The organism is Calothrix sp. PCC 7507, assembly GCF_000316575.1.
Classification (GTDB): Bacteria; Cyanobacteriota; Cyanobacteriia; order Cyanobacteriales; family Nostocaceae; genus Fortiea.
The window spans coordinates 3,031,386-3,052,833 of record NC_019682.1 but is presented as its reverse complement, the minus strand read 5'-3'; the positions used below and the strand labels follow the sequence as shown (position 1 = coordinate 3,052,833).

The following is a 21,448-nucleotide window of genomic DNA, read 5'->3' as shown; positions in this document are numbered from 1 at the left end:
CTTTACCCCTCACGGGGATGGAAACAAGGTTTCGGCATCATAATAGATGAAGCGGGAACGGTGTTTTAATTCCTTTACCCCTCACGGGGATGGAAACTGGTAAAAAATGCTATTTGCGAGGCTAACGGCAGCCTCTTTGGTTTTAATTCCTTTACCCCTCACGGGGATGGAAACAATTGAAAATTACTTATTGACGGATTCTGGTCTATAAAGTTTTAATTCCTTTACCCCTCACGGGGATGGAAACCTTCTGATTGCTTGCGCAAGTAGCGCAAGCAATCGAACTGTTTTAATTCCTTTACCCCTCACGGGGATGGAAACCTCTTTCAAGAGCTTTAGCACACTCTTTAGCGTAGCTGTTTTAATTCCTTTACCCCTCACGGGGATGGAAACTTTTCACCCTGAACTTGTTGGTTTCTCAATGTGGGCGTTTTAATTCCTTTACCCCTCACGGGGATGGAAACGTTTTAATGATTATAAAAATATAATTACTAAAACCAAGTTTTAATTCCTTTACCCCTCACGGGGATGGAAACTTCTTTTTCAATTCCTAGCAAAAACTTCAAACCATCTTGTTTTAATTCCTTTACCCCTCACGGGGATGGAAACTGTCGTCTGTGCAGAATTTTCTGCTTCTTTAGCTGCTGGTTTTAATTCCTTTACCCCTCACGGGGATGGAAACAGTTGCCGTGGTTTTCAGAAAAATATCCGATACCACAAAGAGTTTTAATTCCTTTACCCCTCACGGGGATGGAAACTTAACGTTGTATTACTTTCATCTCCCGCACCACTTCCGTTTTTGTTTTAATTCCTTTACCCCTCACGGGGATGGAAACTACAGTGGGAGGAACGACCTCGGAAGCCGTGGCATGTTTTAATTCCTTTACCCCTCACGGGGATGGAAACTACTTAGCTGTGCATGGGCAGGGACGAACTACACGGGTTTTAATTCCTTTACCCCTCACGGGGATGGAAACTATTGTCTTTAGGCTGGTTTTGTATTCCAGCTCCACCTGTTTTAATTCCTTTACCCCTCACGGGGATGGAAACCGTCTAATAAGACACCTATAGCTATATGAATATCTCTTATGTTTTAATTCCTTTACCCCTCACGGGGATGGAAACTCCTGCCTTATTGCAGGCTGAAATATATTGTTGCATTGTTTTAATTCCTTTACCCCTCACGGGGATGGAAACTTTAAGCGTATTTATCAACTTGCGTTGCGCAAGATGCGGTTTTAATTCCTTTACCCCTCACGGGGATGGAAACCCGCTTGCATTCTTCTTCGTACAGCCCCGCCGCGCACTGTTTTAATTCCTTTACCCCTCACGGGGATGGAAACTAACTTCCATTCTTTCCCCGACTGTGCGGGTTTTTACGTTTTAATTCCTTTACCCCTCACGGGGATGAAAACCTCTTTGTTTGAGAGGATGGAGTGCGATCGCATAATAGAAAGCAGGGCAAGATGGTTACAATCTAAACTAGAAGCAAACGAGGTCAGGTAATAATGGCTGTACCTACAGAAATTCGTAAAAGAGCGATCGCTTTACTCGAACAATTACCAAGAGAATCTTTAGTAAAGGCTGTCGAATTTTTAGAAGCCCTTTCTCACGAAGCTTTACAGGTATCAGAAGCACCAAACCCTCAAATCAGCGAAGCTGCTTTGCTGCAAATTATTCAAAACCGTCTGTCTCCTGAAGAACAAAATAGATTGGCTTATCTGCGTCAGCAAAACGAGATTGGAGTAATTACAGACACAGAGCATCAAGAGCTACTAATATACGTTGAGCGCGTCGAACAACAAGATGCGGAACGTGCAGAAGCATTGATAAAACTGGCTCAACTTCGCAAAGTTGATTTGAAAGTGCTAATTAACGAGTTCTTGCCTAAACACAGCAACGTCGCCTAATGTCAGAGCGAACCCCAGAATCAATGAGGCGTATTGTTGCAGCTCGTGCCCGTGGTTACTGCGAGTATTGTCGTTGTTGGGAGCAATTTGCCACTGAGAGTTTTACCGTTGAGCATATAAAACCCCGACAAGCAGCTGGGGAAACAGTTTTAGAAAATCTTGCTTGGAGTTGCTTTGGCTGCAATAGTCATAAACATACCAAAACTCAGGCAACCGATCCAGAAACGGGAGAGAAAATTGCACTATATAATCCTCGACAGCAAATTTGGAGCGAACATTTTAGCTGGAGTGATGATTTTACCCAGGTGATTGGTAAAACAGCTTGTAGTCGAGCAACGGTTGAAGCTTTGCGTTTGAACCGCTTTGGTGTTGTCAATCTACGCCGTTTATTGAAGAGCGCAAATCTGCATCCACCAGAGAATTAGGATTGCTATTTGCCTTTTAAGCAACTCATATAACCCATATACGAAGTCATATAAAAATAGCCCTTACGCAAACACGAACGCATATATCAACCTGACAAAATTGAAATATAGGTAAGGAAAGAAAACTTTCTCACCTACAACTAAACCTAGTTGGTTTCAATTTATGTCTACCATTTACATCACAGAACAAGACGTATCATTCCAAATTCAACACCATTATTTAAAGGTGTTTCATCAACAAAACCAACGCATCTCTATTCCCATCCGCAACATCAGCCAATTCATTATTTTTGGTAATATAAGCTTACCAAAAGAAGTAATCAAAATCATTCATTCACATCACATTCCCATCTTATATCTCACCCAAACTGGTGAATATTTAGGACGGCTAGAAAACCCATCTCAACTACCAGCGAAATATCTCACATACCAACGCAGACGCGCACGGGATAATGAATTTAATCGCGCTACAGCAGAAAGTATTATCTGGGCAAAATTGCACAACCAACATACTTTTCTGCAAAGTTGGACTCGCCACTACACCGATTACACAATCCAACGCGCATTAAATTACCTAACGCTGTTGATGGACAACTTACCATTAGCACCAAGAATCGCAGAACTGCAAGAATACAGCAAAGAAGCTGATAATATCTATTACTGCGCCGTTGCTTCTCTATTCAGTTTCCACAATGGGTCTAGCTTTACAAATGCAAAGCGCACTAGTGGACTAATAAACCTGGGAAATCAACTGCTACATCAATATATTTACACACTGCTCAATACTGCAGGACTTAACCCCAACTATGCAATTTTACACCGCGATGGTCATCACGAACTGCCCTTAGCATGGGATTTCACCGCAGAATTTCACGCCCCGATAGTTGATGACATGGTGTTAAACTTTGTTCGCAATCTGACTAACACCAATGGTAACGGTAACGGGAAAAGCCACTCACATAAACTTCTGCAAAACTTTCTCCAACATTGGGAAGCAAGACTGCGAACCTTCATACTGCATCCTTACGCCGGAGAAATAAGTTATCGTCAATGTCTCGACTTACAAGTAAGGGAATATCTTGCATCTTTACTGGGAGATGTGGAATTTTATCGTCCCCTGGCGTTAAAGTTTCGTCCTACAAATTCAAACTTCGCCAACACCATTAAACCGCAAACTGTTCCCCTAAAGTTGGTGAAAAGATGATGTTTTATTTGGTTTGCTACGACATCGTGAGCGATACCCGTCGCAATAAAGTGGCGAAACTTCTAGAAGCTTACGGTTTGCGGGTGCAAAAGTCGGTTTTCGAGTGCGTGTTGGATGAAAAACAGTACGAAATCCTATCCAAATACCTCTTCCGACTCGTGAATAAACGCGAAGACCAAGTGAGATTTTACCCCATGTCTGCACATAATCGTTGCAAGGTCGCAGTGTTGGGAACACAACCTGAATTTGTAGTAGACGACGCAGCGTTTATCGTTTAGCTGAAGCAATTTTGACCAAGTATTAACTACAGTAATCATACCAAAATGAACGCTGGGAAAAAAGCACGCGCTCCACCTGTGCAAAAGTTTCTACGCTTTCGGTCAAGTTTGGACATTCGGAAACTTTTGAATGCACATTCAATCTATCAAGTTCCGTTTGATTTTCGCTACAAAAGCCCAAAAACAACTTGATTTATTATCTCCAAAAGACCGCAAGACATACGACAAAGCTTTTGAATGTTTCGCTAATAACGGGCCTACATATCGCAGCTTAAGAACCCATCGATATCATTGCAAAGATGGCGAGATTTGGAGTTCTTCTGCATCAATGGCGAAACGCTTTTACTGGCATTATATGGAGGAGCAGAGGATCATCATTACCCATTTAGATTCGCATTGATTGAGTGCTAAAAAATGTTGGGTTTCGTTGCTTAACCCAACCTACTACTTTCTTTTGCCTTTTTACTTTTTACTTTTTTATCATGTCTAATATTCGTCGAATCACCACACGCGAACGACATCTGATTTTACTCTATAGCAATTGGGATTTCAGCATGACACCGACACAATTTTATGCAAAATGGGCTGTAAGTTATGAATTAATTGCCTTGATATGTTCCCGTTCTGATTCAACAGTTCGAGGCTGGTTTAGAAATGGCTCTAATCGACGTTATCCCACACATAATGATTTATTGCATCTGGCTTTGATGGATTTTTTGCTCGAACATTTCGAGGAGATTCCTGAACAAGTTTTGCACTGGTTACACCTTAAGCATCTTGAGTGATTGCTAACAAATCCACCACTTAAGTAATTTGTCAATAGCATCTTGCTCTGTCTTTTTATAAGTCAAAAGTAAAAAGTAAAAAGGCAAAAGAAAAATCCTTCTTTTAACTTGGAGCAAAGCGACAGTGACCTATTTTCAGCAACTGCATCCGTGGTGTATTATTCGCGTTTTATCTAACGAAAAACTGGATAATGCTGGCGTTATTTCTGGTGTTCAACAGTCTGATGTTGTTGCACGGTTTCGCCGCCGTGATGATGCAGTTGCTTACTTACAAGTGTTGCCACATTCAAGCAAAAATATCAAATTCTTGATTATTTTTGATGTGCAAGGAGTGAAAAAGCTACCCGAAACTGAGCTTTGAGTATATGGGGCGCGGGCAAGATGCCCACACTACAATAATTTTACGTTTTCGTCTGATAAAATTTAGCTGCACATCAGCTTAGTCTAAGCACCTGCGTCTTTGTTAATGATTTATCCCGATCGCTCAAACAGTTTGCTAGGGATTTTTATCCCCTTCTGGGGACGAAAACGCGATAAAATACAGAAACTGTGGCTCAAATGATACCATGCCTCGACGCTCTCAAAACAAGCCAAATACCCCTGCATCTCAGCTGACATGGTCGCCAGAGACGGAGTTAATCGGTTTGGAATTTGAGTTAGTCCCCATAAAAGATTGTGACCTCTTCCCTCAATACACTATTGGATTACATGCCTGGTTTCTAGAACAAGTGCGTTCCACAAACCCAGAACTTTCTGCTTACCTCCATGATGGGGAGTCAGAGAAACCCTTTACTATCTCAGCTTTAAATGGAGAGATGATCAGTAGTGGCAGACAAATACAATTATCTGCAAACACCTCTTATCGTTGGTATATCACAGCTTTATCTAGTCGAGTGCTTCAATGGATAGCGCAATGGGTAAAAAATTTGCCAGAGGTGCTGGACTTAAAAGATGCACCTTTGCAGATTCGCTCTGTAAGTATTGCCCATGCCCCCACGACTTATACACAACTGCTAGAATCTGAGACGAATGAGGCGATCGCTTTAAGATTTCTCAGTCCTACAAGTTTTCGCCGCAAAGGTCATCACTTCCCCCTACCAGTACCGGCAAATGTATTTCATAGTTACCTACGCCGCTGGAATGACTTTTCGGGGATGTCTGTTGACCAAGATGCTTTTTTGGCTTGGGTTGATAATTATATCTTGATTACTCGTTGCCAATTAACAACCACAAAAGTATTGGCGGGAAAGAAAGGCGCAGTCACAGGATTCACTGGCGCAATTGAGTTGAGTTTGACTAAAGACGCAGCCAAACAGCCAGAATTTAAGAAATTATTTTCCGCTTTAGGGAAACTTGCACCTTACTGTGGTACTGGTCACAAAACTACCTTTGGCTTAGGACAAACACGTTTGGGTTGGTCATCTCAAGTTGTCCAAGATTTACCTGATGTGCAAACTGTGTTGGCGAAACGCATTGAAGATTTAACAGAGATTTTTAAGGGACAACGGAAGCGGACAGGGGGAGGACGAGCAGACGAAATAGCCTCAAAATGGGCGACAATCTTAGCACGGCGAGAAATGGGCGATTCATTGCAGGTGGTATCACAAGATTTAGAGATGCCTTATGAAACAGTGAAAACTTATGTAAAGTTGGCACGACGCGCTTTGAAGGGTGATTAGTTAAAGTGGGATTTGTAGAGTGATGCGATCGCTTTTAGTTAAAGTTGGATTTGTAGAGTGATGCGATCGCGCATGATTAAATAAATAATTGCTATAAACAAAATATCTATGGATTGGCTACCCTCAATTGATTTACCTCACCTGTGGGATTTGGTGATTTCCCAAACTCCAACTCCTATCCCTACACCGCTATCAGCCCCGACGAAAAACTTCAATGACATTGAATTATTAAAAAGCCAGTTAGAATTTCTCAAAGCTACAAACGGTCAACTAGGTGAAAGCTTTAACAGGTTTGTTGCAGCGATGCAATTTACCTTAGTAGTATTTGCCTTTTTAGGTGGATTTTTAGCTTTTGCTGTGGGTAAAAATTTAGATGATGCGAAGAAAGTCGCTAGTCAATTAATTAACCGAGAAGTAGAGAATAAAATTGCAGATTTAGTTCAGTCTGAAGTTGAGAGCGTCAAGCGTTCTTTGCAGCGCGAAAGGGTAATCGGTTCAACAACTGTAGATTATTACTTACCTAGTGATGATACAACAGAACCAGATGATTGTAAGCTGTTGCGAACTAGAGGTTTTGCCAAAGTTAGATTTTGGCATCAAAAGAGAAAACCCAAGAAGCCAGTTGGAGATATTTTTGTCTTAGATTTGATTAATTCTAAGCTCCTTGAAGGACAAGATTTTGCTGGATTATCAAAAGATGATGCTAGAAACAAACGAGAAGAGAAAGTAAAAAATCAGATTGACTTAGCACTAAACTGGTTAGATAAAGCAACTGTTTTAGTTATTTATATCGATGGCTTTTCTGAAGAAGTGAAGAATTTAGCAGCACGAGTTGATTACTATTATGTTGCTGCAAATACTTCTGTAACTTTGATAGGGATTGTTGCAGATTCAGCTTATGTAGCAGAGGGTCAACATAATTTGTAGGTTTTGTTTCATTATTTAGGTCTAATATATCTAATTTTTTTTGGAACTCCATTTTCTATTTCATTGATTTCAACTATGACTGTCTGCCCAATTTGTAATGATGTATAATATTTTGGCTCTTTTACTGTTTTAGAAAAAATATTTAATAATTGATAAGTAACTTTATTGCCACTAATTTTTGTTATATTGGCTTCTATTTCATCGCCTTCTTGCAAGTTTTGAGATTTAGCAGCCGTTTGGATTTCCATTTGCCGATTTGTTTGGGCAGATTCGCCAAAATTTTCTAACGTAGCGGCTATGAATAGACGAGATGACCACCCCAAAACTTCTAGCATGGCTTCAGGATTTGACTGTATCGCTGTCAGATGTTGAGTGCAAATTTTCTGAATGCTACGATAATAATCTGGAGTTTTATCACTACGTTTTAGGCTTTTACTGTTATCAACAAGTGCTTTTAAATATTTGAAAAAATTCTCACCTATATTATTGTGATTTTGACTAATCGTAGTACGAAGATAGGCAATAATTTTATTTAACTCAGAGCGAATACCATCTTTAGTGGGTTCAATTTGCTCTTGTTCTTGAACAAGCTTATTTGCAATATCATGAGCAGTATTCCACATTTGGTCTTCTGGCAAAGATTCTTTAATTTGCACTGGTTATTATCCTCAAGCTATTTACGTGAGTCTCAGATCCCCAACTTATTTAAGCAATTGGGGATATTTATATATTTAATATTTCTTTTAATTCCTGTAATTGTTTTAGCTGTACTAATGCTTGATTAGCAGACTTCTTTATTGGTTTTTTAGGTTGATTTGTCGATTGCTTAGGTTCGGGTTGAGGTTTAGCGGATTTGATAACGTCTAAAATAAATGTCTGTAATTTATCACCTTCTAAAGCTGAGGAGTTTGAATTATAAGATAAGTAGCGATTAATGTTTAATTGCTCGATTTTAACTACATCTATCTTCATAGTTCCCATTCCCACAGCTTTACCGCTACCTATTTTTAATCCTAGTCGGTTTTCTGGGTCTTGACCTAAAGCAATTAATAATGTTCCTAATTGCGCTTTTGTTAAATTCGCATAACTCACATAAGTTGTAAACTTTTTTCCCAATTCTGCCTGTTGGATACGAATGGTTGGTTTTACTTCTTCCTCATAAGAATGGGGATAAAATTTACGACCGCGAATGTGATTGTTATTATCATAATAAACCTTTTCACCAGTTTCTAAATCAACAGCTTCAGGTTTAGGAGAAAACAAAGGATTAATCAATCCTGTTTGGAACCCTGGCTTATCGTTATCAGGGTCATATTTGGCATCATGAAAATGTACCAGTCCCAACCAACTCATTGCACCAAATGTTACGCAAGCCGGACAAAGCTGTGAGATATCTTTACACTCGCTGTAGCCATCAGGAACCTTAGCATTAGTTTTACACAAACAGCTTCTTGTTATGGCTTCATATATTGAACGTACAACCCCTTTGAGAGAACTGCCAGGAATGATAAGTCGCTGATTTTGTTGTACAGAAGATTGAATCAGACTAATTGTTGCAACATATTTGGCTGAGGTAGCATCTAAAGTTTGTTGTGCTAAATCGCTACCCATAACGGTGATACCTGAATTTACAGATACAGGTGAAACAACTATTAAACTTAAAAAAAGTTTACCGCTAAAACGTTGATTATTGAGTTGATATTGATCGTGTCCAAATTTATCTTTGCCTTCATTTCCTATAATGTTTAATCTGTCAGGTTTCTGTTGTGGTAGAGAGATAAAGTTATAATTTCTAGGCATATATATCTGAAATATTAGAGTTCTATGTTTTTATAGTTAAAGCAACAAAATGTATAGTCGATGTTTCAGTATCTTGAAAATAGCGTTGACCTAAAGAAAGTTTTTCAGGGTAGATGAATCTTTTGGGGAATTTAGTCTCATCTAGATCATATAAATAGGCATTGCGATCGCAAGTTTTCCAGTTTTTACCAATAGGGGTAAATTCTAATTCTGTTTTTGGCTGAGTTTGACTGAGCAATAACACTTGATATCCGCCATTATTTTGCTTCCACCGAAGCTCTAATTCTATATTAAACATTTCTCCTTCAGGACTGGAAAATTCTGGTGGTAAATCAGCTAAAATACCACTAACTTGATGTGTCCAACGCAAAAAATAATAACTACGTTCCTGATAATAATCTGTGAGTAGGTTTCTTAATTCTTCTAAAGATGAGACTTGCTTATATCCTACAAAACTCATGCACCAACTCCTTTTGGTAATAACTCACGCCATTGACGAACAGCGCGTTCAAATAAATCTGGAACACCCCTCTCATCTTCTCCTTTCCAAGTTAACTGCACCCCAAAACCATAAGACATTTCTTCGGCAGTAATTATGGTATCTTGTTTATCATCAACAGGAAATTTATAAGGGTTTGCTTCTTTCCCTTGCAAAAACACTCCTGCGCCTAGTAAGTAAGTATTTGGCCAATTTAACTCTTTACCAATAGCGTAGATTTTATCACCTCGTAATTCACAGCCAGGATATTGCACTACAGCCGAGTGGTATTGTAATTCGACTGTACCCATACCGCGAGATTTGGCAAAACCAAGACCAAACCAACCGTCATTTAAATCGCGCAATACTAAGCCGATTAACCCTAACTGTGCTAGAGAGAAATTCTTCAGGTGGATTTTGGTGCGAAAATCTCCGAATGTACAAACTTCGTAGTTAAATAATGCACCTCGCACAGCAGAACCAAAAACGCGGTCAATTGCAACTCCATTACGCTCTTCAATTCTCAAAGGTTTAGTTGTATCAGGATAAGCATCTTGAATGCGGAGACGACTAGCAATATTAGTATTACCAAATATTTGGTCAGTAAAAGAAGATTGTTGGTAGATTTCAGCAGGTGCTAATTTCTTTAAATATTCATAATTTTCATTTTTTAAAGGGTCATCAGCCCAAAGTTCAAATTTATCTGATTTGGGGTCTGAAGTGGGACGTTTATCACTTCCTACAGTGCGTACAATACGTTCAGCATGAGCGCGAATCGCACCTTTGAGGGAACTTCCAGGAAGGTAAACTGAACGTCCACCCGCGTGGTAAGTTTCCACAAATTCCATGTTTGGTTTAGTTGGGTCTGCACCTTCTTTTCCTGATTTAATTAAAATTGGCCCAACGGGAATGATACTGAAATCAATCGTACAGTGGTTAACTAATCGCTTGTGCATGGCTAAATTTACTCAGTCTTAGCTGAAATTGTAGAATTACTTGATATGAAGTTTCTCAAGTGAAGAATTAAAGCTTCTGTCCAGTCTTGCTTGAGTATTTCCATTTCTTCTTCACGATATTGATAGTTATTCATGTTCTTTATGACTTGATTTTGCAGATATGTCAAAAGCTTTCTGGAATCGCCTTCAGTCTCAAACCATTGGATTTGATCGATTTTTAAACTCACTACTCCTAAACCACGAGAACGTCCGCCTCCTAGTGGTATTTGTTCGCTTTCAAATTGATGTAATCCAATCATCAGTAAACCTAGCTCCCAGTTTTCTGCATTCTCGACGACTATTTTTAAATGAAAATTTGTACCAGATGGAACTACTTGAAAATTATAAAGTTTTCCTTCTGCTGCTGTTTCTGTATCGCGGTCAATTGCAACACCATCACGTTCTTGATATTGTCCAAACCATGTATCAACATCTACTGTTAAATCTCGCACTTGAAATTTGCTAGCAATCCAAGGTGAACCAAAAAGACGCGAAATTAAATCTGTTTGATTGAGTATTTTATCAGTTAAAATAGCATCATCTTGATAATCTTCTTTAAGTTTTTTGATAATTTGATTGCGAGTTGGACTCGTAAAACTAGCAGGATTTCCAGCAAGACTGATATCAATTCCTCGCAAGAAACTTTCGAGACGCGATCGCAATGCTCCTTTGAAGCTAGAACCAGGAATCAATGGTTGTTCTAATGAGTCTTTAATTACAGGTAAATCAGCCCCAATTGGCTCAGTAGAACGACCAGCACTAATCCGTAATGCGGTGACTGTAGAGAGTTTTCCTGTAATTTCCAAACGATTTTTAAAAATATCAAACATAATTTTTATTTTTCATCTCTAATTACTTCAGTTTTTCGAGGCTCAACAACGGATAAATTTTGCTCTTTTCTGATTTTATTAAGATACAATAAATAACGTGAGCCGTAACCAAGATAGCGGCGAATAAGTTGTATCCATATATATTTTAAATCTGCGCCTGGATTAGCTGTAAAAATTTCATTAGCTCTTATTTTTAAAGAAATGTTGATATCTTGAATAATTTGAGCAGCAAGAGAATTTTTACCTCTTCCCCATTTTTCATCTCTACCAACTTGATAACAAATAAAATTTTTAATTACTTCTGGACTATCAGTTGTGTCAGCGACTCGCAGCAAATTATTAAACTGCGATTCTTCCAATTTTTTATCCTCCTTATGATATTCACAATTATCTAAAGCGGTTTCAATCGCAATTACTAAATCATCTTCGGCTTGGCGAATTGCTTTTTGTACTTTTAGCGCTACCCTGGGGTCTAATATCTGAGTCATTTTGCATCCTCTCGAAAAACTTGATGAAACTCGTTGCAAATTTCTACCTGACCAAAACCTTCACAGGTGCGATCGCCTATTCCCTTTGCTTCTATAATTTCTAATGCTGCATACCATTTCTCTGGTTCGGTTGTGCTGAACAAATACACAGAACCTTTATTAGTCACGAGTTCTACATCTTTCATTAATCCCCAAGCAGAATTCCAGCCAGAACGATATTCATAGCTGCTATAAGCAACGTGTATTTCCGGTAATGAATCAACTTTGGCAAATTCCTTCAACATATTGGCTGAAACTACCGTTGTGCGTTGCCAATTTTCGGTAAAAATAGCATCAGATTGCAAATCGAGGGTGAAATAGGTTCTATCTGCCAACAAATCATCTTGAGATTGACCGAAAATAGACCAAAGTCCCCACCTAGTTTTTAATGCTTTGTTAAACTCTTCAATTCGAGATTCAACACTTTTAGCTGGTGATTGTCCTTTGTTAACTGCTATTTTAACCTTACCTAAACCTCTAGAAGCCGAACCACCAATACGGAAGTTGTAGGAATTTCTCTCGATGAATTTTTGCAACGCTTCAGCCAAAGTTTCATCAGGAACAACAACAAAACTACGGAATACGACGTTATCCCATTCATCTGTCTTAGTATTTTTCAAAAAAGACTCATTCAAAACTTGCACACTGTAAAGGATTTCTTCTTCTGCGGTAGTGCGACGACGATTAATTCCCACTCGTGTCAAAAAGCGGCTAGTTGCATCGTGGCTGTAATATTTATCTATTACTTTGCTGTAAAAACTATTGTAAGTTTCGACCTGGGGGTTTGTTCCTTGTGCGATCGCTTTGGGGTCGCTGGGGTCGTAAGGTTGATTATAGGCTGCTGCACAAAAGGCATCGATGAGAGTATCAAAAACTCCGTGTCCGCGACTAGAAGTAAAGCCTGGATTGGTTTTGGAACTAACAGCAGTTGCAGGTAAAACCTTGATTTGCTGATTTACATCTGTCGATTCATTGTCTATTTTCGTAACTGCGGGGTAAGCATTCCCAAAAATCGCCGGATTTTCCCCTAAAAATAGAGTTTGAAAATTACCACCATCCTCTGCTAAATTTGCTGACTGCTGACCAGATAGTTGTAAGATTTGGGAAGCGATCGCACCCCGCAGCACCGAACCAGAAATATAGTTTTCCACCTCACTAACCGAACCACCGGGTTTTTGTCGTCCTGGTGCGAGGGGAGAGAAAGCTGTGATAGTTAATTCCAATCGTGTCATGATTCCGCCTTTGGTAATAAACTTAACCAAACTTCATCATCACTAGAAATGGTTGGTAGTCCCTCCCAATGCAACCATCCTAACCCCGCAGATTTGCTACCACCCAAGGCGTGAATATGATGTAAAGCTGCAATTATCAGAGGTTTGGCATAATTGGGACAATTTGGTAACAGATGAATTTTTCCTTCAAAACTCAGTTGAGTATTGACTGGAGAAGTTTCTAATAAATATAATTTCTTCTCTTCTGCGGTACGTCTTTTGCGGTTAATTGTTACACCAGGACGCAAAACTTCTTCTAAATCCTCTGCTGCAAAAGAGCAAATCAAGTCATCAACAATAACCCGTGAAGGTAAAATTGGATCGCCAAATATTTTAGAAACAAAACAGTGATATCCTCGGTAGCCTTCAATTTGATAATCGTTTCTAAACTGACTCGATACTTGTTCTTCAGTCGGACAAAGTAACTGCGCTGAAGGTGCAGAAAATATTTGCCATCCTAAACTACGTGCTAGCTTTTCGCATTCATGACGCAATCTTCCTTTAAGTTGCGAAGCGGGTATGAGGAGTTGTCCTCGTGCATTACGGACGATGGGTTTATCTGCTAATGAACCAGAGGAACCACCAGCACCCACACACAATGCAGTATCAATTACAGCGTTAAGTCGGATAGTATCAGTTTCAACAGAAGAAAGGTTGTCTAAATAAATCATTGCCTTACCTCTGGTGCAGTTGATTGTATAGATTCATCGGTACTATCTGCTGCTTCGGCAATAAATGGATACAAATCAACTAATTCTCGCCAAATAGTTTCATAAGTCATTTTGGAATTATTTGCATCTTGTGAATTAGTTTCTTGTAAAGACATCCAAGGTGCTAAATTTCCATTATTAGATGATTCTTTTGGTTGACACCAAGCTGATTCAAATTGTTTTTTTAACTCTTGTTTAGCTGCTTCATTCGTCAAACGAATCCGAAAATAGCGATAGTTCAGAATAGCTGTACGCTTACCTCGTTCTAGTAAACTGCGAATTTGGTAAAGTTGCGATCGAGGAAATTCCGCTTTTTTAAAAGCTTTAGCAGTTTCTAACAGTCCACCTAATTCATATAATGTATAAGGAGAAGCATAAAGCTTTAACTTGGATTGTCCATCTTTATTTTTGATTAATCCCTGTTCTCGAAACTCCTTAATATTTGAGGAAATCATCGTTACAGCTTTCATAACTAGAAAATCTACTGTTCCACCATAATATTTGTGGTCTTTCTTTAATTCCTTCGCATACTTCTTTGCCGATTTTAGTAGTTGACTTACCAGTTTGTCTGCATAATAAATTGGCGTATCCTGCGCTGTGATTAACACCCCTGTTGACATACTCAACAGACATTTAGAAGCTGGTGGTATATTACCTGTAGTGTAGCGATGAGCTAATAAATTAGGTGTTGTCTGCTGTAATGAATAACGATCAGTTCTCCACAAAATATCTTCAAACTCATCACCAATAGCTTTAGAAATTTCTAAAGCTTTATTTGCTGGAACGACTAGTAATACATCATCACCACCAATAGTAATAATTTCAAAAGGATGAATCCAAACAGGTTCTTTGTTAGTTCTGCTAGATTTAGCATCAGGTGTATATTGATAAGGATGCAAATATTGAGCTAAAGCTTTGTAAACAGATTTCTCTGTAGCAGTAAAAATATCTTCACTAAAAAGCCGATAATCTTGTGGTGTCTTAATTTTCTGACGAATATAGCCACCCATATTGTTACCATCAGCGTAGATATAAGCCACAAATCCTGATGGAGTGCTGGCTGATGCAATTTCTCTCAGAGAACGTGCTTCTTCTACTTTATTGACGGCACCATAATATAGATTAGCTAATTGTTGATTATCCTTTTTATTGATAAATTTCTCAAACTTATTTACCCAGCTAGGAATATCAAAAGGCTCCCATTCCAACTTAGCATCGTCATACCAAGCACGAGAACTTTCGCGTTTAGCTATCTCGCCTACCAAGCGTTTTCGTGCTAAAGGTTCTGACAAAAAACGGCTATTTGGAAACTCTACCTTCATTATTGCAGAACGGCGATCGCTTTCATCTCGTTGCACATAAGGATGAGTTTCAAATATTGGTGGATAGCAGCGACTTGGACGGTTTGGTGTATGATTACCATTGCGTCTTTGTGTGAATTGGTTGGCTAACTTTCCCACCAGTTCATTAAAGTTCTTGCGATTTTGGAACCTTTCAAAAGGATCGTTAACTTCTGATTGATCAAAATAAGCCCGAATTATCGGATTGTCTTGGTTCTTCTCGTACTTATCAAACCAGAAAGTATCTTCTATTTTGTCTTGCAACAAACCAAATCGAAATTCTAATAACTTAAAAGTATCGCCAACAGCACAGGAATTAGCAGTTAGAGTTTCGTGAGTATAGCGTTTTTCAATGGCATTCGCTAAATCATCAACAAATGCCGCCGGACAAAATGCCAGAATGCTACCACCTGTAGAATAAATAATTAACTCAGGAATTAAAGCTTTTCTTAAATTAGGAAAATTAGTATCTAACCACCGCTTGATATTCTCAACTAAACTTGAATCTTGCTCATTATAATCACCAAAAAACGCACGTAAATCAACCAAGTTTATCCTGTCAAGGAGTGCTGAAGCACCACGAATATCCGGTAATTTCGCCGCTTCAAAAACATATTGTTTGATTTTTGTCGCACCACCATAAACCAAGCCAATACGCGTTTTATCTTCCCAAAGTTTTAAATAATCGTCCTTTTCCTTTAACTCATTGACTGTTTTGGGGGTAAGGTCTTCAAAAGTATTGTAGAGTCGCTGTGCCTGTTTAACAACAGATTTTATACTTTCCGGCACATCCTGCCCTTTTTGCAAAGCCTGTCGTATTTGATGCAACGTACTGAGTTCATCCTGATTGAGATTGTGCTTTTCGCCCCAAGTAAGACACCAGGCGATCGCAGTAATTATTCGTGTGCGAGAATCGTTTGTCATGGCGTTCAATAAGGTATTGAGCAGTCATTACCCACCTATCGGCACTGATTTTCTACTCGAACAGATTTTATAAGAATGGTAATATTTTTATCTTTTAACTATCTACACTATTTCATACCGAAGTTGCCAGTAGAAACGAGAAAATCCCGTATTTCCCTCTCTTGAAAGTGACGAATATTTCTCTTTAGGGAAGAATTTTCTCTAAGTATGAAATCAGTTTTTAATTTATTAATTTTGTCAATGATATATATCACTAGACTAGTCGAGCAATATTTGATACACCCACATCTGGTGATGCATCTTTAAAAAGAAATAGTATTAGGCAACAAAAACGCCTTTCAACGGAGTAAATAAAGTATGAACAGCCAAACTATTTATCAACATTTAATTTTTTGAAAATTACTTTAATACTAGTGCAGTTATTAAAAGCTAAAGTAGGAAGCGAACGAATACATACAATGTCGCAGCCATGAGTTGTAGTATCATGACTGGGATACCGTAGTGCAAAAATGTTTTAAAAGAGATGCGCTTGCCATGTTGCTCAGAAATGCCTGCAGCTACGATGTTAGAGGATGCTCCTACTAGGGTGCCATTTCCTCCCAAAGTTGCACCAAACATCATTGCGTAAAACAGTGGTAATACTTCTGGGGGGAATTGCCCTTGAAAGTCTGCTGCAAGCACTTCTGCTGGTGCGAAACCCACGTTAACAACGTATTGTTTCAGTAATGGTACCATCGCCACTACTAAGGGAATATTGGGAACTACGCTGGATAATATGCCTACAAAAAATAATACAACCAGTGAACCTAGGACAATATTTTTCCCTAAAATTACTGCTAATACTCCTGATAAACCGTTAATTACGCCTGTTTTTTCTAGTCCCCCAATGAGTACAAAGATGCTCATGAAAAATATTAATGTACTCCAGTCTATATCCCGTAATATATTGTGAACTGTATCAATTCTGCTATGGTGAGATAGTAGTAAAGCTAATGCGGCTCCTAGCAAGGCAACAGCCGCAGGTGAAATCGGAACTGGTAACGATTCTCCGATGACAAAAAAGATTAAGACAAAAGCTACAATCACCGCACCCACACTTAGAACTCGTGGATGATTGATTTCTGGGTGTGGTAGGTGGTCAAGATTCTCCAGTCTTGTATGCCAAATTTTGCGAAATAAAAATGGTAAAGTGAAGATCACCACAGCAATGGCGATCGCTCCACCAAAACTTAAGCGCCATAAATAATCTGTAAAACTAATATTAATCGCATCGCCCACAATAAACGTGGCTGGATCGCCAACTATTGTTAATAGTCCAGCACTATTGGCAACGAATACCATCAAGATTAATAAAGGTACAAAATTTACCCCCACTTCCTGTGCTATTGGCGGAATTAAAGGTGCTAATAACATCACTGTTGTGGCATTTGGTAAAACTGCACAAATAGGGGTAGTAATAGCCACAATACCAAGTAGTAGACGCTTACCTTCTCCTTTAGCTAGTAGCACCATTTGAGTGGCTAAATAATCAAAGATTTTGGTAGGTTCAAATGCTCGCACTAATACCATCACACCGAAGAACAAGCCCAGTGTGCCATGACTTCTGCCGATGTATCCCATAGCATCTTGTAAAGTCATGACATTGGCAAAAACTAGTAACAATGCGCCTAAAAAAGCTGCAATAGTGAGATGCACCCATTCCGTCATTACTAAAATAATGACGCTGATAAAAGTGATCACGCTAAAGATTGCTTGCCAGTTTTCCACATCATACCTCTTGAAGTTTCACGGCTTGCATATTGGCGAAAAAAGCCACCTACATCAAGGTGACTTCTGGGCTTATATGCTTTCTCGGATGGTTGATTTATTGACGTCAAGCTGTATTAATGCAGTCATTAGTCATCTATACAATTGGGAATACCTAATACAGCACTAGGAAAATCGGCACCTAGTGTCTTGATAATCGGATGATTGACTGATCTACAGCCGAGAAATAGAATATCAGCAGCTTCTAATTCCACGACTTTTCTCAATTCTGTACCAACATCACCAAACCGTAGATGAGATTTAAAGGAACCCTGCCATTCCTCAGCTAGACTTCGTGCTTGCCAGATAATTCTGTCGGCTTCTTGGAGGGGAGCTAACAACTTATCTTGTAATTGTGGTGTAATTGCACTCAGTTTAGGTTGTGTTAATACGGATGTAACAGATTTTGATAAATTGCTGACTGGACACTCTAATGTCGGTAGATATTTTGCTGAATGATAAATATCCGGATACTGATTATTGTAATTTTCTTCTACCACATAAACGGCCTGGACTGTGACTTGGGCGTTGGTGGCTAAACGGGTTTGGTGGGCAATCCAGAAAGCAATGTCTAGGGCGGCGTGACTTTTAGGAGAAGCATCATAAGCTACGATTAAGTTAACTGATTCTGCCGTTTGAGGTTTGTTCGGCTCTGGGAGCAATACCATTTGCTCAGTTAAGTCGTTACGTCCTAATGTGCTTTGTAGACGAACTAACATTGGCTTGATTTTCACAGCTTTCACTTCTCCTCAAATTAAATGAATTACTAACGAGAAGTAGGGTACCTAATTTTAGATTTTAGATTTTGGATTTTAGATTGAGTAACGATAACCAAAACTTCAAATCTTAAATTCGGTAAAGGAATCCCCAATTGCAGCTGGTATTACAACAGCCAAGGTTTTGGAGGTTCCTTCCATTGCCGACGGAGTTAGCTGACGGGCTAAGACTGGAAGGTGTCTCTCATAAGATTAGCCCCAAACATTGGTTCCTCCGTTCCAAATCTCATTTGACAGGATTTGAATTAGGCTACCCACTAAAAAACAATGATAGTCTAATTTACTCATCTTGAGTGAAATATCGATCGAGAAAATTCAGGGCGTGGTTGCGGAGTTCAAAATATTCTTTAGAGTTTCGCATGGTAGCGCGATCGCGTGGATGAGAAAATGGCACTTCTAATATTTCCCCAATTGTTGCCGCTGGCCCATTAGTCATTAATACGATGCGATCGGACATATAAATTGCCTCATCTACATCATGGGTAATCATCATCACTGCCTGCCGATGATTTTCCCAAATATCTAAGACTTGCCGCTGTAATTTACCTCTAGTTAAGGCATCTAAAGCCCCAAATGGTTCATCCATCAGCAACATTTTTGGGCGAATTGCCAAGGCTCTAGCAATTCCTACTCGCTGTTTCATACCTCCAGAAATTTCATCAGGATATTTGTCAGCTGCCGCCGTTAAGTTTACCATTGCCAAGTGTTCGTTCACAATGCTAATTTTCTCGGCACGATTGGCATTTTTTAACACTTCATCCACGGCTAATCGGACATTTTCTCTAACTGTTAACCAAGGTAATAGGGAATAATTCTGAAATACCATCATTCTGTCTGCCCCCGGCTTCCGAATTTCTTGCCCGTCTAGGCGCACTGAACCGGAAGTTGCTTTTTCAAAACCACCAATAATTTTTAATAAGGTTGACTTCCCACAACCAGAGTGTCCAATTACAGAAATATATTCATCTTCATCAATCGTAAGATTAACGCCATCAAGAACCACAAAATTATCTTTATCTGGTGTCGGATAAGACTTGACTAAATTTTCAATTTCTAGGAATCCAGTACGCGGCATAACTTGGTTATCAGTATTAATTGGTAATGATGTATAGTTCATAATTAAATTCTCCTATCATTTGTCATTAATTATTTCTTCCTCATCTCCCCAATCCCCAATCCCCATCTAAGACATGAAAAAGTTAGAGGGAGCGTTGGCTCTAATGGCGAAACTATTTAAATAGCCAACTGGATCGCTAGGATCAAAGGCTTTTTTGTCAATGAAGACTTCTGCTGGTTCTACTTTGTAATCTTCCTGGGGACACTCAATGCCCATTTCAGTCGCTATATCTCGATAAATGTCTGTTCTCCAGCCTGCTTCGGCGATTTTATGGGCATTTCTGGGAATTTCTTTGATTTGTCCCCAGCGAGCCGCCTGTGTCATTAACCAGATACTCCGGGATCTCCAGAGAAATGTGGAATGTTCTCCTGGCTGTTTGGGCAGGTTGTCAGGGATGTCATAGAAAATTGTGGTGTCAGCAGCTTTGATAGTGCGGTCTTTGCCATCAAACCCACCATAATTGTAATTACCCAAAATTCCTGGCCCTGTAAACTTCGTGATGGGGGCACCAGGCTTTTTGGGTTTTGCACCAGTAAAGGAGCGTTCTGTCAGCAGTTCAGCAACTTCTTGGTGATTTTCTGGTTTGCTGCAATATTGACAGGCTTCAATCATCGCCTTGACCAGGGAACGGTAGGTTTTAGGATAATTGTCAATGAAAGATTCCATCACTCCTAATAGTCTGTCTGGATGTCCTAACCAGACTTCTTTACCTTGGGCGAAGGTAAAGCCAATACCTTCATTACCTTTAATGGCTCTAGTATTCCAAGGTTCCGCTACCATGTAGGCTTGCATCGCACCAATGCGGACGTTTGTCACCATTTGGGGAGGTGGAACGATGATGACGCGAAACTCTTTGAGGGGATCAACACCTGCGGCAGCAGATAGGTAGCGGACAAAGTATTCGTAAATGGCAGAACTTAGGACTACCGCCCAAACTTTGCGTTCTGGGGGCTGCTTGTCAAAGTAGCCGCGAAAATCGCGCCCAAAGGCTTCTAATGCGCCATCACCATAGTTTTGTTGATATTCGTACCAGGGACGCAGCCCAAAATCCCACATGGCTTTGTTCATCGTCATGGCGTTACCGTGGCGATGAATTGTCATTGCGGCACATAAGGAGGCGTGGCGTGCGCCTTCTGCACCGATTCTGGCGTTTGTGACGGCACCTGATACGACTGGTGAGGCATCCAATCGACCAAAAATTACGCCATCGCGGGATGTAGCCCAACTGGCTTCGCGGTTGAGTTTGACGTTTAAACCATATTTGCGGAAGAAGCCTTTTTTCCAGGCGATCGCAAATGGCGCACAATCATTAACGGGAACATATCCTACAGTGAGATCGGGCTTTTCTAAGTCTTGGGATCTCACCACTGGTTTAATAGCTAACGCTTCTTCAGTTAGTCCTTTGGCTGATCTGTCTCCGGAAATGGCACAGGAAGACAGCGCCATTCCTGCGGCTGTTGTTCCCATACCTAAAAGAAATTCCCGTCGATTCCACTGATTTTTGTCGGCGTTATTCATTGATTTTGACCATTTTTTTCGGCTTGTTGTTGATACAAGTCTCAATTTTTTTTCATCACAGATGTGTGCAGAAAATATATTTGTGGGTGTGGAATATTAAGTAGGGTGGGCAATGCCCACCAAAACCTGGAGATGGTGGGCATTGCCC

The 21,448-nt window shown here is 39.7% G+C and carries 22 protein-coding genes, 1 CRISPR repeat array and 1 riboswitch (1 of these 24 running past the window's edge); of the genes, 9 read left to right on the top strand and 13 right to left on the bottom strand.

Annotated elements, in window-relative coordinates; all coding sequences use genetic code 11:
- A CRISPR array of direct repeats spans positions 1-1,415; the repeat unit is 35 nt; unit sequence GTTTTAATTCCTTTACCCCTCACGGGGATGGAAAC; it reaches 225 nt to the left of the window's first position.
- 93 nt (positions 1,416-1,508) lie between these two features.
- From CAL7507_RS13010 to CAL7507_RS12970, 9 genes are all read left to right on the top strand, one after another.
- Positions 1,509-1,910, top strand: coding sequence for a hypothetical protein (locus tag CAL7507_RS13010; RefSeq protein WP_015128937.1), 402 nt, complete (start codon positions 1,509-1,511; stop codon positions 1,908-1,910).
- Complete coding sequence (locus CAL7507_RS13005; RefSeq protein ID WP_015128936.1) at positions 1,910-2,335, top strand: HNH endonuclease; 426 nt, start codon at positions 1,910-1,912, stop codon at positions 2,333-2,335. The genes CAL7507_RS13010 and CAL7507_RS13005 overlap by 1 nt, the downstream gene beginning before the upstream one ends.
- Before the next feature lie 163 nt (positions 2,336-2,498).
- The gene (cas1, locus tag CAL7507_RS13000; RefSeq protein WP_015128935.1) at positions 2,499-3,539 is read left to right on the top strand and encodes a CRISPR-associated endonuclease Cas1; all 1,041 of its coding nucleotides are present in this window, start codon (positions 2,499-2,501) and stop codon (positions 3,537-3,539) included.
- Positions 3,539-3,817, top strand: a complete 279-nt coding sequence (gene cas2 / locus CAL7507_RS12995) for a CRISPR-associated endonuclease Cas2 (RefSeq protein WP_042342121.1) — start codon at positions 3,539-3,541, stop codon at positions 3,815-3,817. The genes cas1 and cas2 overlap by 1 nt, the downstream gene beginning before the upstream one ends.
- 130 nt (positions 3,818-3,947) lie before the next feature.
- The gene (locus CAL7507_RS12990) at positions 3,948-4,217 is read left to right on the top strand and encodes a hypothetical protein (protein WP_015128933.1); all 270 of its coding nucleotides are present in this window, start codon (positions 3,948-3,950) and stop codon (positions 4,215-4,217) included.
- An 82-nt stretch (positions 4,218-4,299) separates the two neighbouring features.
- The gene (locus tag CAL7507_RS12985; RefSeq protein WP_015128932.1) at positions 4,300-4,602 is read left to right on the top strand and encodes a hypothetical protein; all 303 of its coding nucleotides are present in this window, start codon (positions 4,300-4,302) and stop codon (positions 4,600-4,602) included.
- 124 nt (positions 4,603-4,726) lie between these two features.
- On the top strand, positions 4,727-4,963 hold the full coding sequence (locus tag CAL7507_RS12980; RefSeq protein ID WP_015128931.1) for a hypothetical protein: 237 nt from the start codon (positions 4,727-4,729) through the stop codon (positions 4,961-4,963).
- A gap of 205 nt (positions 4,964-5,168) precedes the next feature.
- Positions 5,169-6,281, top strand: a complete 1,113-nt coding sequence (gene cas6 / locus CAL7507_RS12975; protein ID WP_015128930.1) for a CRISPR-associated endoribonuclease Cas6 — start codon at positions 5,169-5,171, stop codon at positions 6,279-6,281.
- A gap of 108 nt (positions 6,282-6,389) precedes the next feature.
- Positions 6,390-7,208, top strand: a complete 819-nt coding sequence (locus CAL7507_RS12970; RefSeq protein ID WP_015128929.1) for a hypothetical protein — start codon at positions 6,390-6,392, stop codon at positions 7,206-7,208.
- 11 nt (positions 7,209-7,219) lie between these two features.
- Here CAL7507_RS12970 and CAL7507_RS12965 read toward each other — a convergent pair whose 3' ends face one another.
- The 13 genes from CAL7507_RS12965 to CAL7507_RS12905 all read right to left on the bottom strand — a co-directional run bounded on the left by CAL7507_RS12965 (position 7,220) and on the right by CAL7507_RS12905 (position 21,300).
- Complete coding sequence (locus tag CAL7507_RS12965; RefSeq protein ID WP_015128928.1) at positions 7,220-7,864, bottom strand: hypothetical protein; 645 nt, start codon at positions 7,862-7,864, stop codon at positions 7,220-7,222.
- Positions 7,865-7,931: 67 nt separating this feature from the next.
- A complete protein-coding gene (locus CAL7507_RS12960; RefSeq protein WP_015128927.1) occupies positions 7,932-9,008 on the bottom strand; it encodes an RAMP superfamily CRISPR-associated protein in 1,077 nt (358 codons plus the stop codon).
- A 22-nt stretch (positions 9,009-9,030) separates the two neighbouring features.
- A complete protein-coding gene (locus CAL7507_RS12955) occupies positions 9,031-9,468 on the bottom strand; it encodes a hypothetical protein (protein WP_015128926.1) in 438 nt (145 codons plus the stop codon).
- Positions 9,465-10,442, bottom strand: a complete 978-nt coding sequence (locus CAL7507_RS12950; protein WP_015128925.1) for an RAMP superfamily CRISPR-associated protein — start codon at positions 10,440-10,442, stop codon at positions 9,465-9,467. The genes CAL7507_RS12955 and CAL7507_RS12950 overlap by 4 nt, the downstream gene beginning before the upstream one ends.
- Before the next feature lie 8 nt (positions 10,443-10,450).
- Positions 10,451-11,311 (bottom strand): CRISPR-associated RAMP protein Csx7, encoded by an 861-nt coding sequence (csx7, locus tag CAL7507_RS12945; protein ID WP_015128924.1) that lies wholly within the window; start codon positions 11,309-11,311, stop codon positions 10,451-10,453.
- Between the two features lie 5 nt (positions 11,312-11,316).
- Positions 11,317-11,799 carry a hypothetical protein gene (locus CAL7507_RS12940; protein ID WP_015128923.1) on the bottom strand — a complete coding sequence of 161 codons (483 nt, stop codon included), beginning with the start codon at positions 11,797-11,799 and terminating at the stop codon, positions 11,317-11,319.
- Entirely contained in the window at positions 11,796-13,070 is a 1,275-nt protein-coding gene (gene csx10, locus CAL7507_RS12935; protein WP_015128922.1) for a CRISPR-associated RAMP protein Csx10, read from the bottom strand. The genes CAL7507_RS12940 and csx10 overlap by 4 nt, the downstream gene beginning before the upstream one ends.
- A complete protein-coding gene (locus CAL7507_RS12930; RefSeq protein ID WP_015128921.1) occupies positions 13,067-13,780 on the bottom strand; it encodes an RAMP superfamily CRISPR-associated protein in 714 nt (237 codons plus the stop codon). Before CAL7507_RS12930 ends, csx10 begins: the two co-directional genes overlap by 4 nt.
- Positions 13,777-16,083: a type III-B CRISPR-associated protein Cas10/Cmr2 gene (gene cas10 / locus CAL7507_RS12925; protein ID WP_015128920.1), complete on the bottom strand. Its 2,307-nt coding sequence runs from the start codon at positions 16,081-16,083 to the stop codon at positions 13,777-13,779. Before cas10 ends, CAL7507_RS12930 begins: the two co-directional genes overlap by 4 nt.
- Positions 16,084-16,512: 429 nt before the next feature.
- On the bottom strand, positions 16,513-17,850 hold the full coding sequence (locus tag CAL7507_RS12920; protein WP_015128919.1) for an ArsB/NhaD family transporter: 1,338 nt from the start codon (positions 17,848-17,850) through the stop codon (positions 16,513-16,515).
- A gap of 128 nt (positions 17,851-17,978) precedes the next feature.
- On the bottom strand, positions 17,979-18,608 hold the full coding sequence (locus tag CAL7507_RS12915) for a universal stress protein (RefSeq protein WP_015128918.1): 630 nt from the start codon (positions 18,606-18,608) through the stop codon (positions 17,979-17,981).
- Positions 18,609-18,794: 186 nt separating this feature from the next.
- Positions 18,795-18,911, bottom strand: a riboswitch (cyclic di-AMP (ydaO/yuaA leader).
- A 34-nt stretch (positions 18,912-18,945) separates the two neighbouring features.
- Positions 18,946-19,782, bottom strand: coding sequence for an ABC transporter ATP-binding protein (locus CAL7507_RS12910; protein ID WP_015128917.1), 837 nt, complete (start codon positions 19,780-19,782; stop codon positions 18,946-18,948).
- A 66-nt stretch (positions 19,783-19,848) separates the two neighbouring features.
- On the bottom strand, positions 19,849-21,300 hold the full coding sequence (locus tag CAL7507_RS12905) for an ABC transporter substrate-binding protein (RefSeq protein WP_015128916.1): 1,452 nt from the start codon (positions 21,298-21,300) through the stop codon (positions 19,849-19,851).
- Between the last annotated feature and the right edge of the window lie 148 nt (positions 21,301-21,448).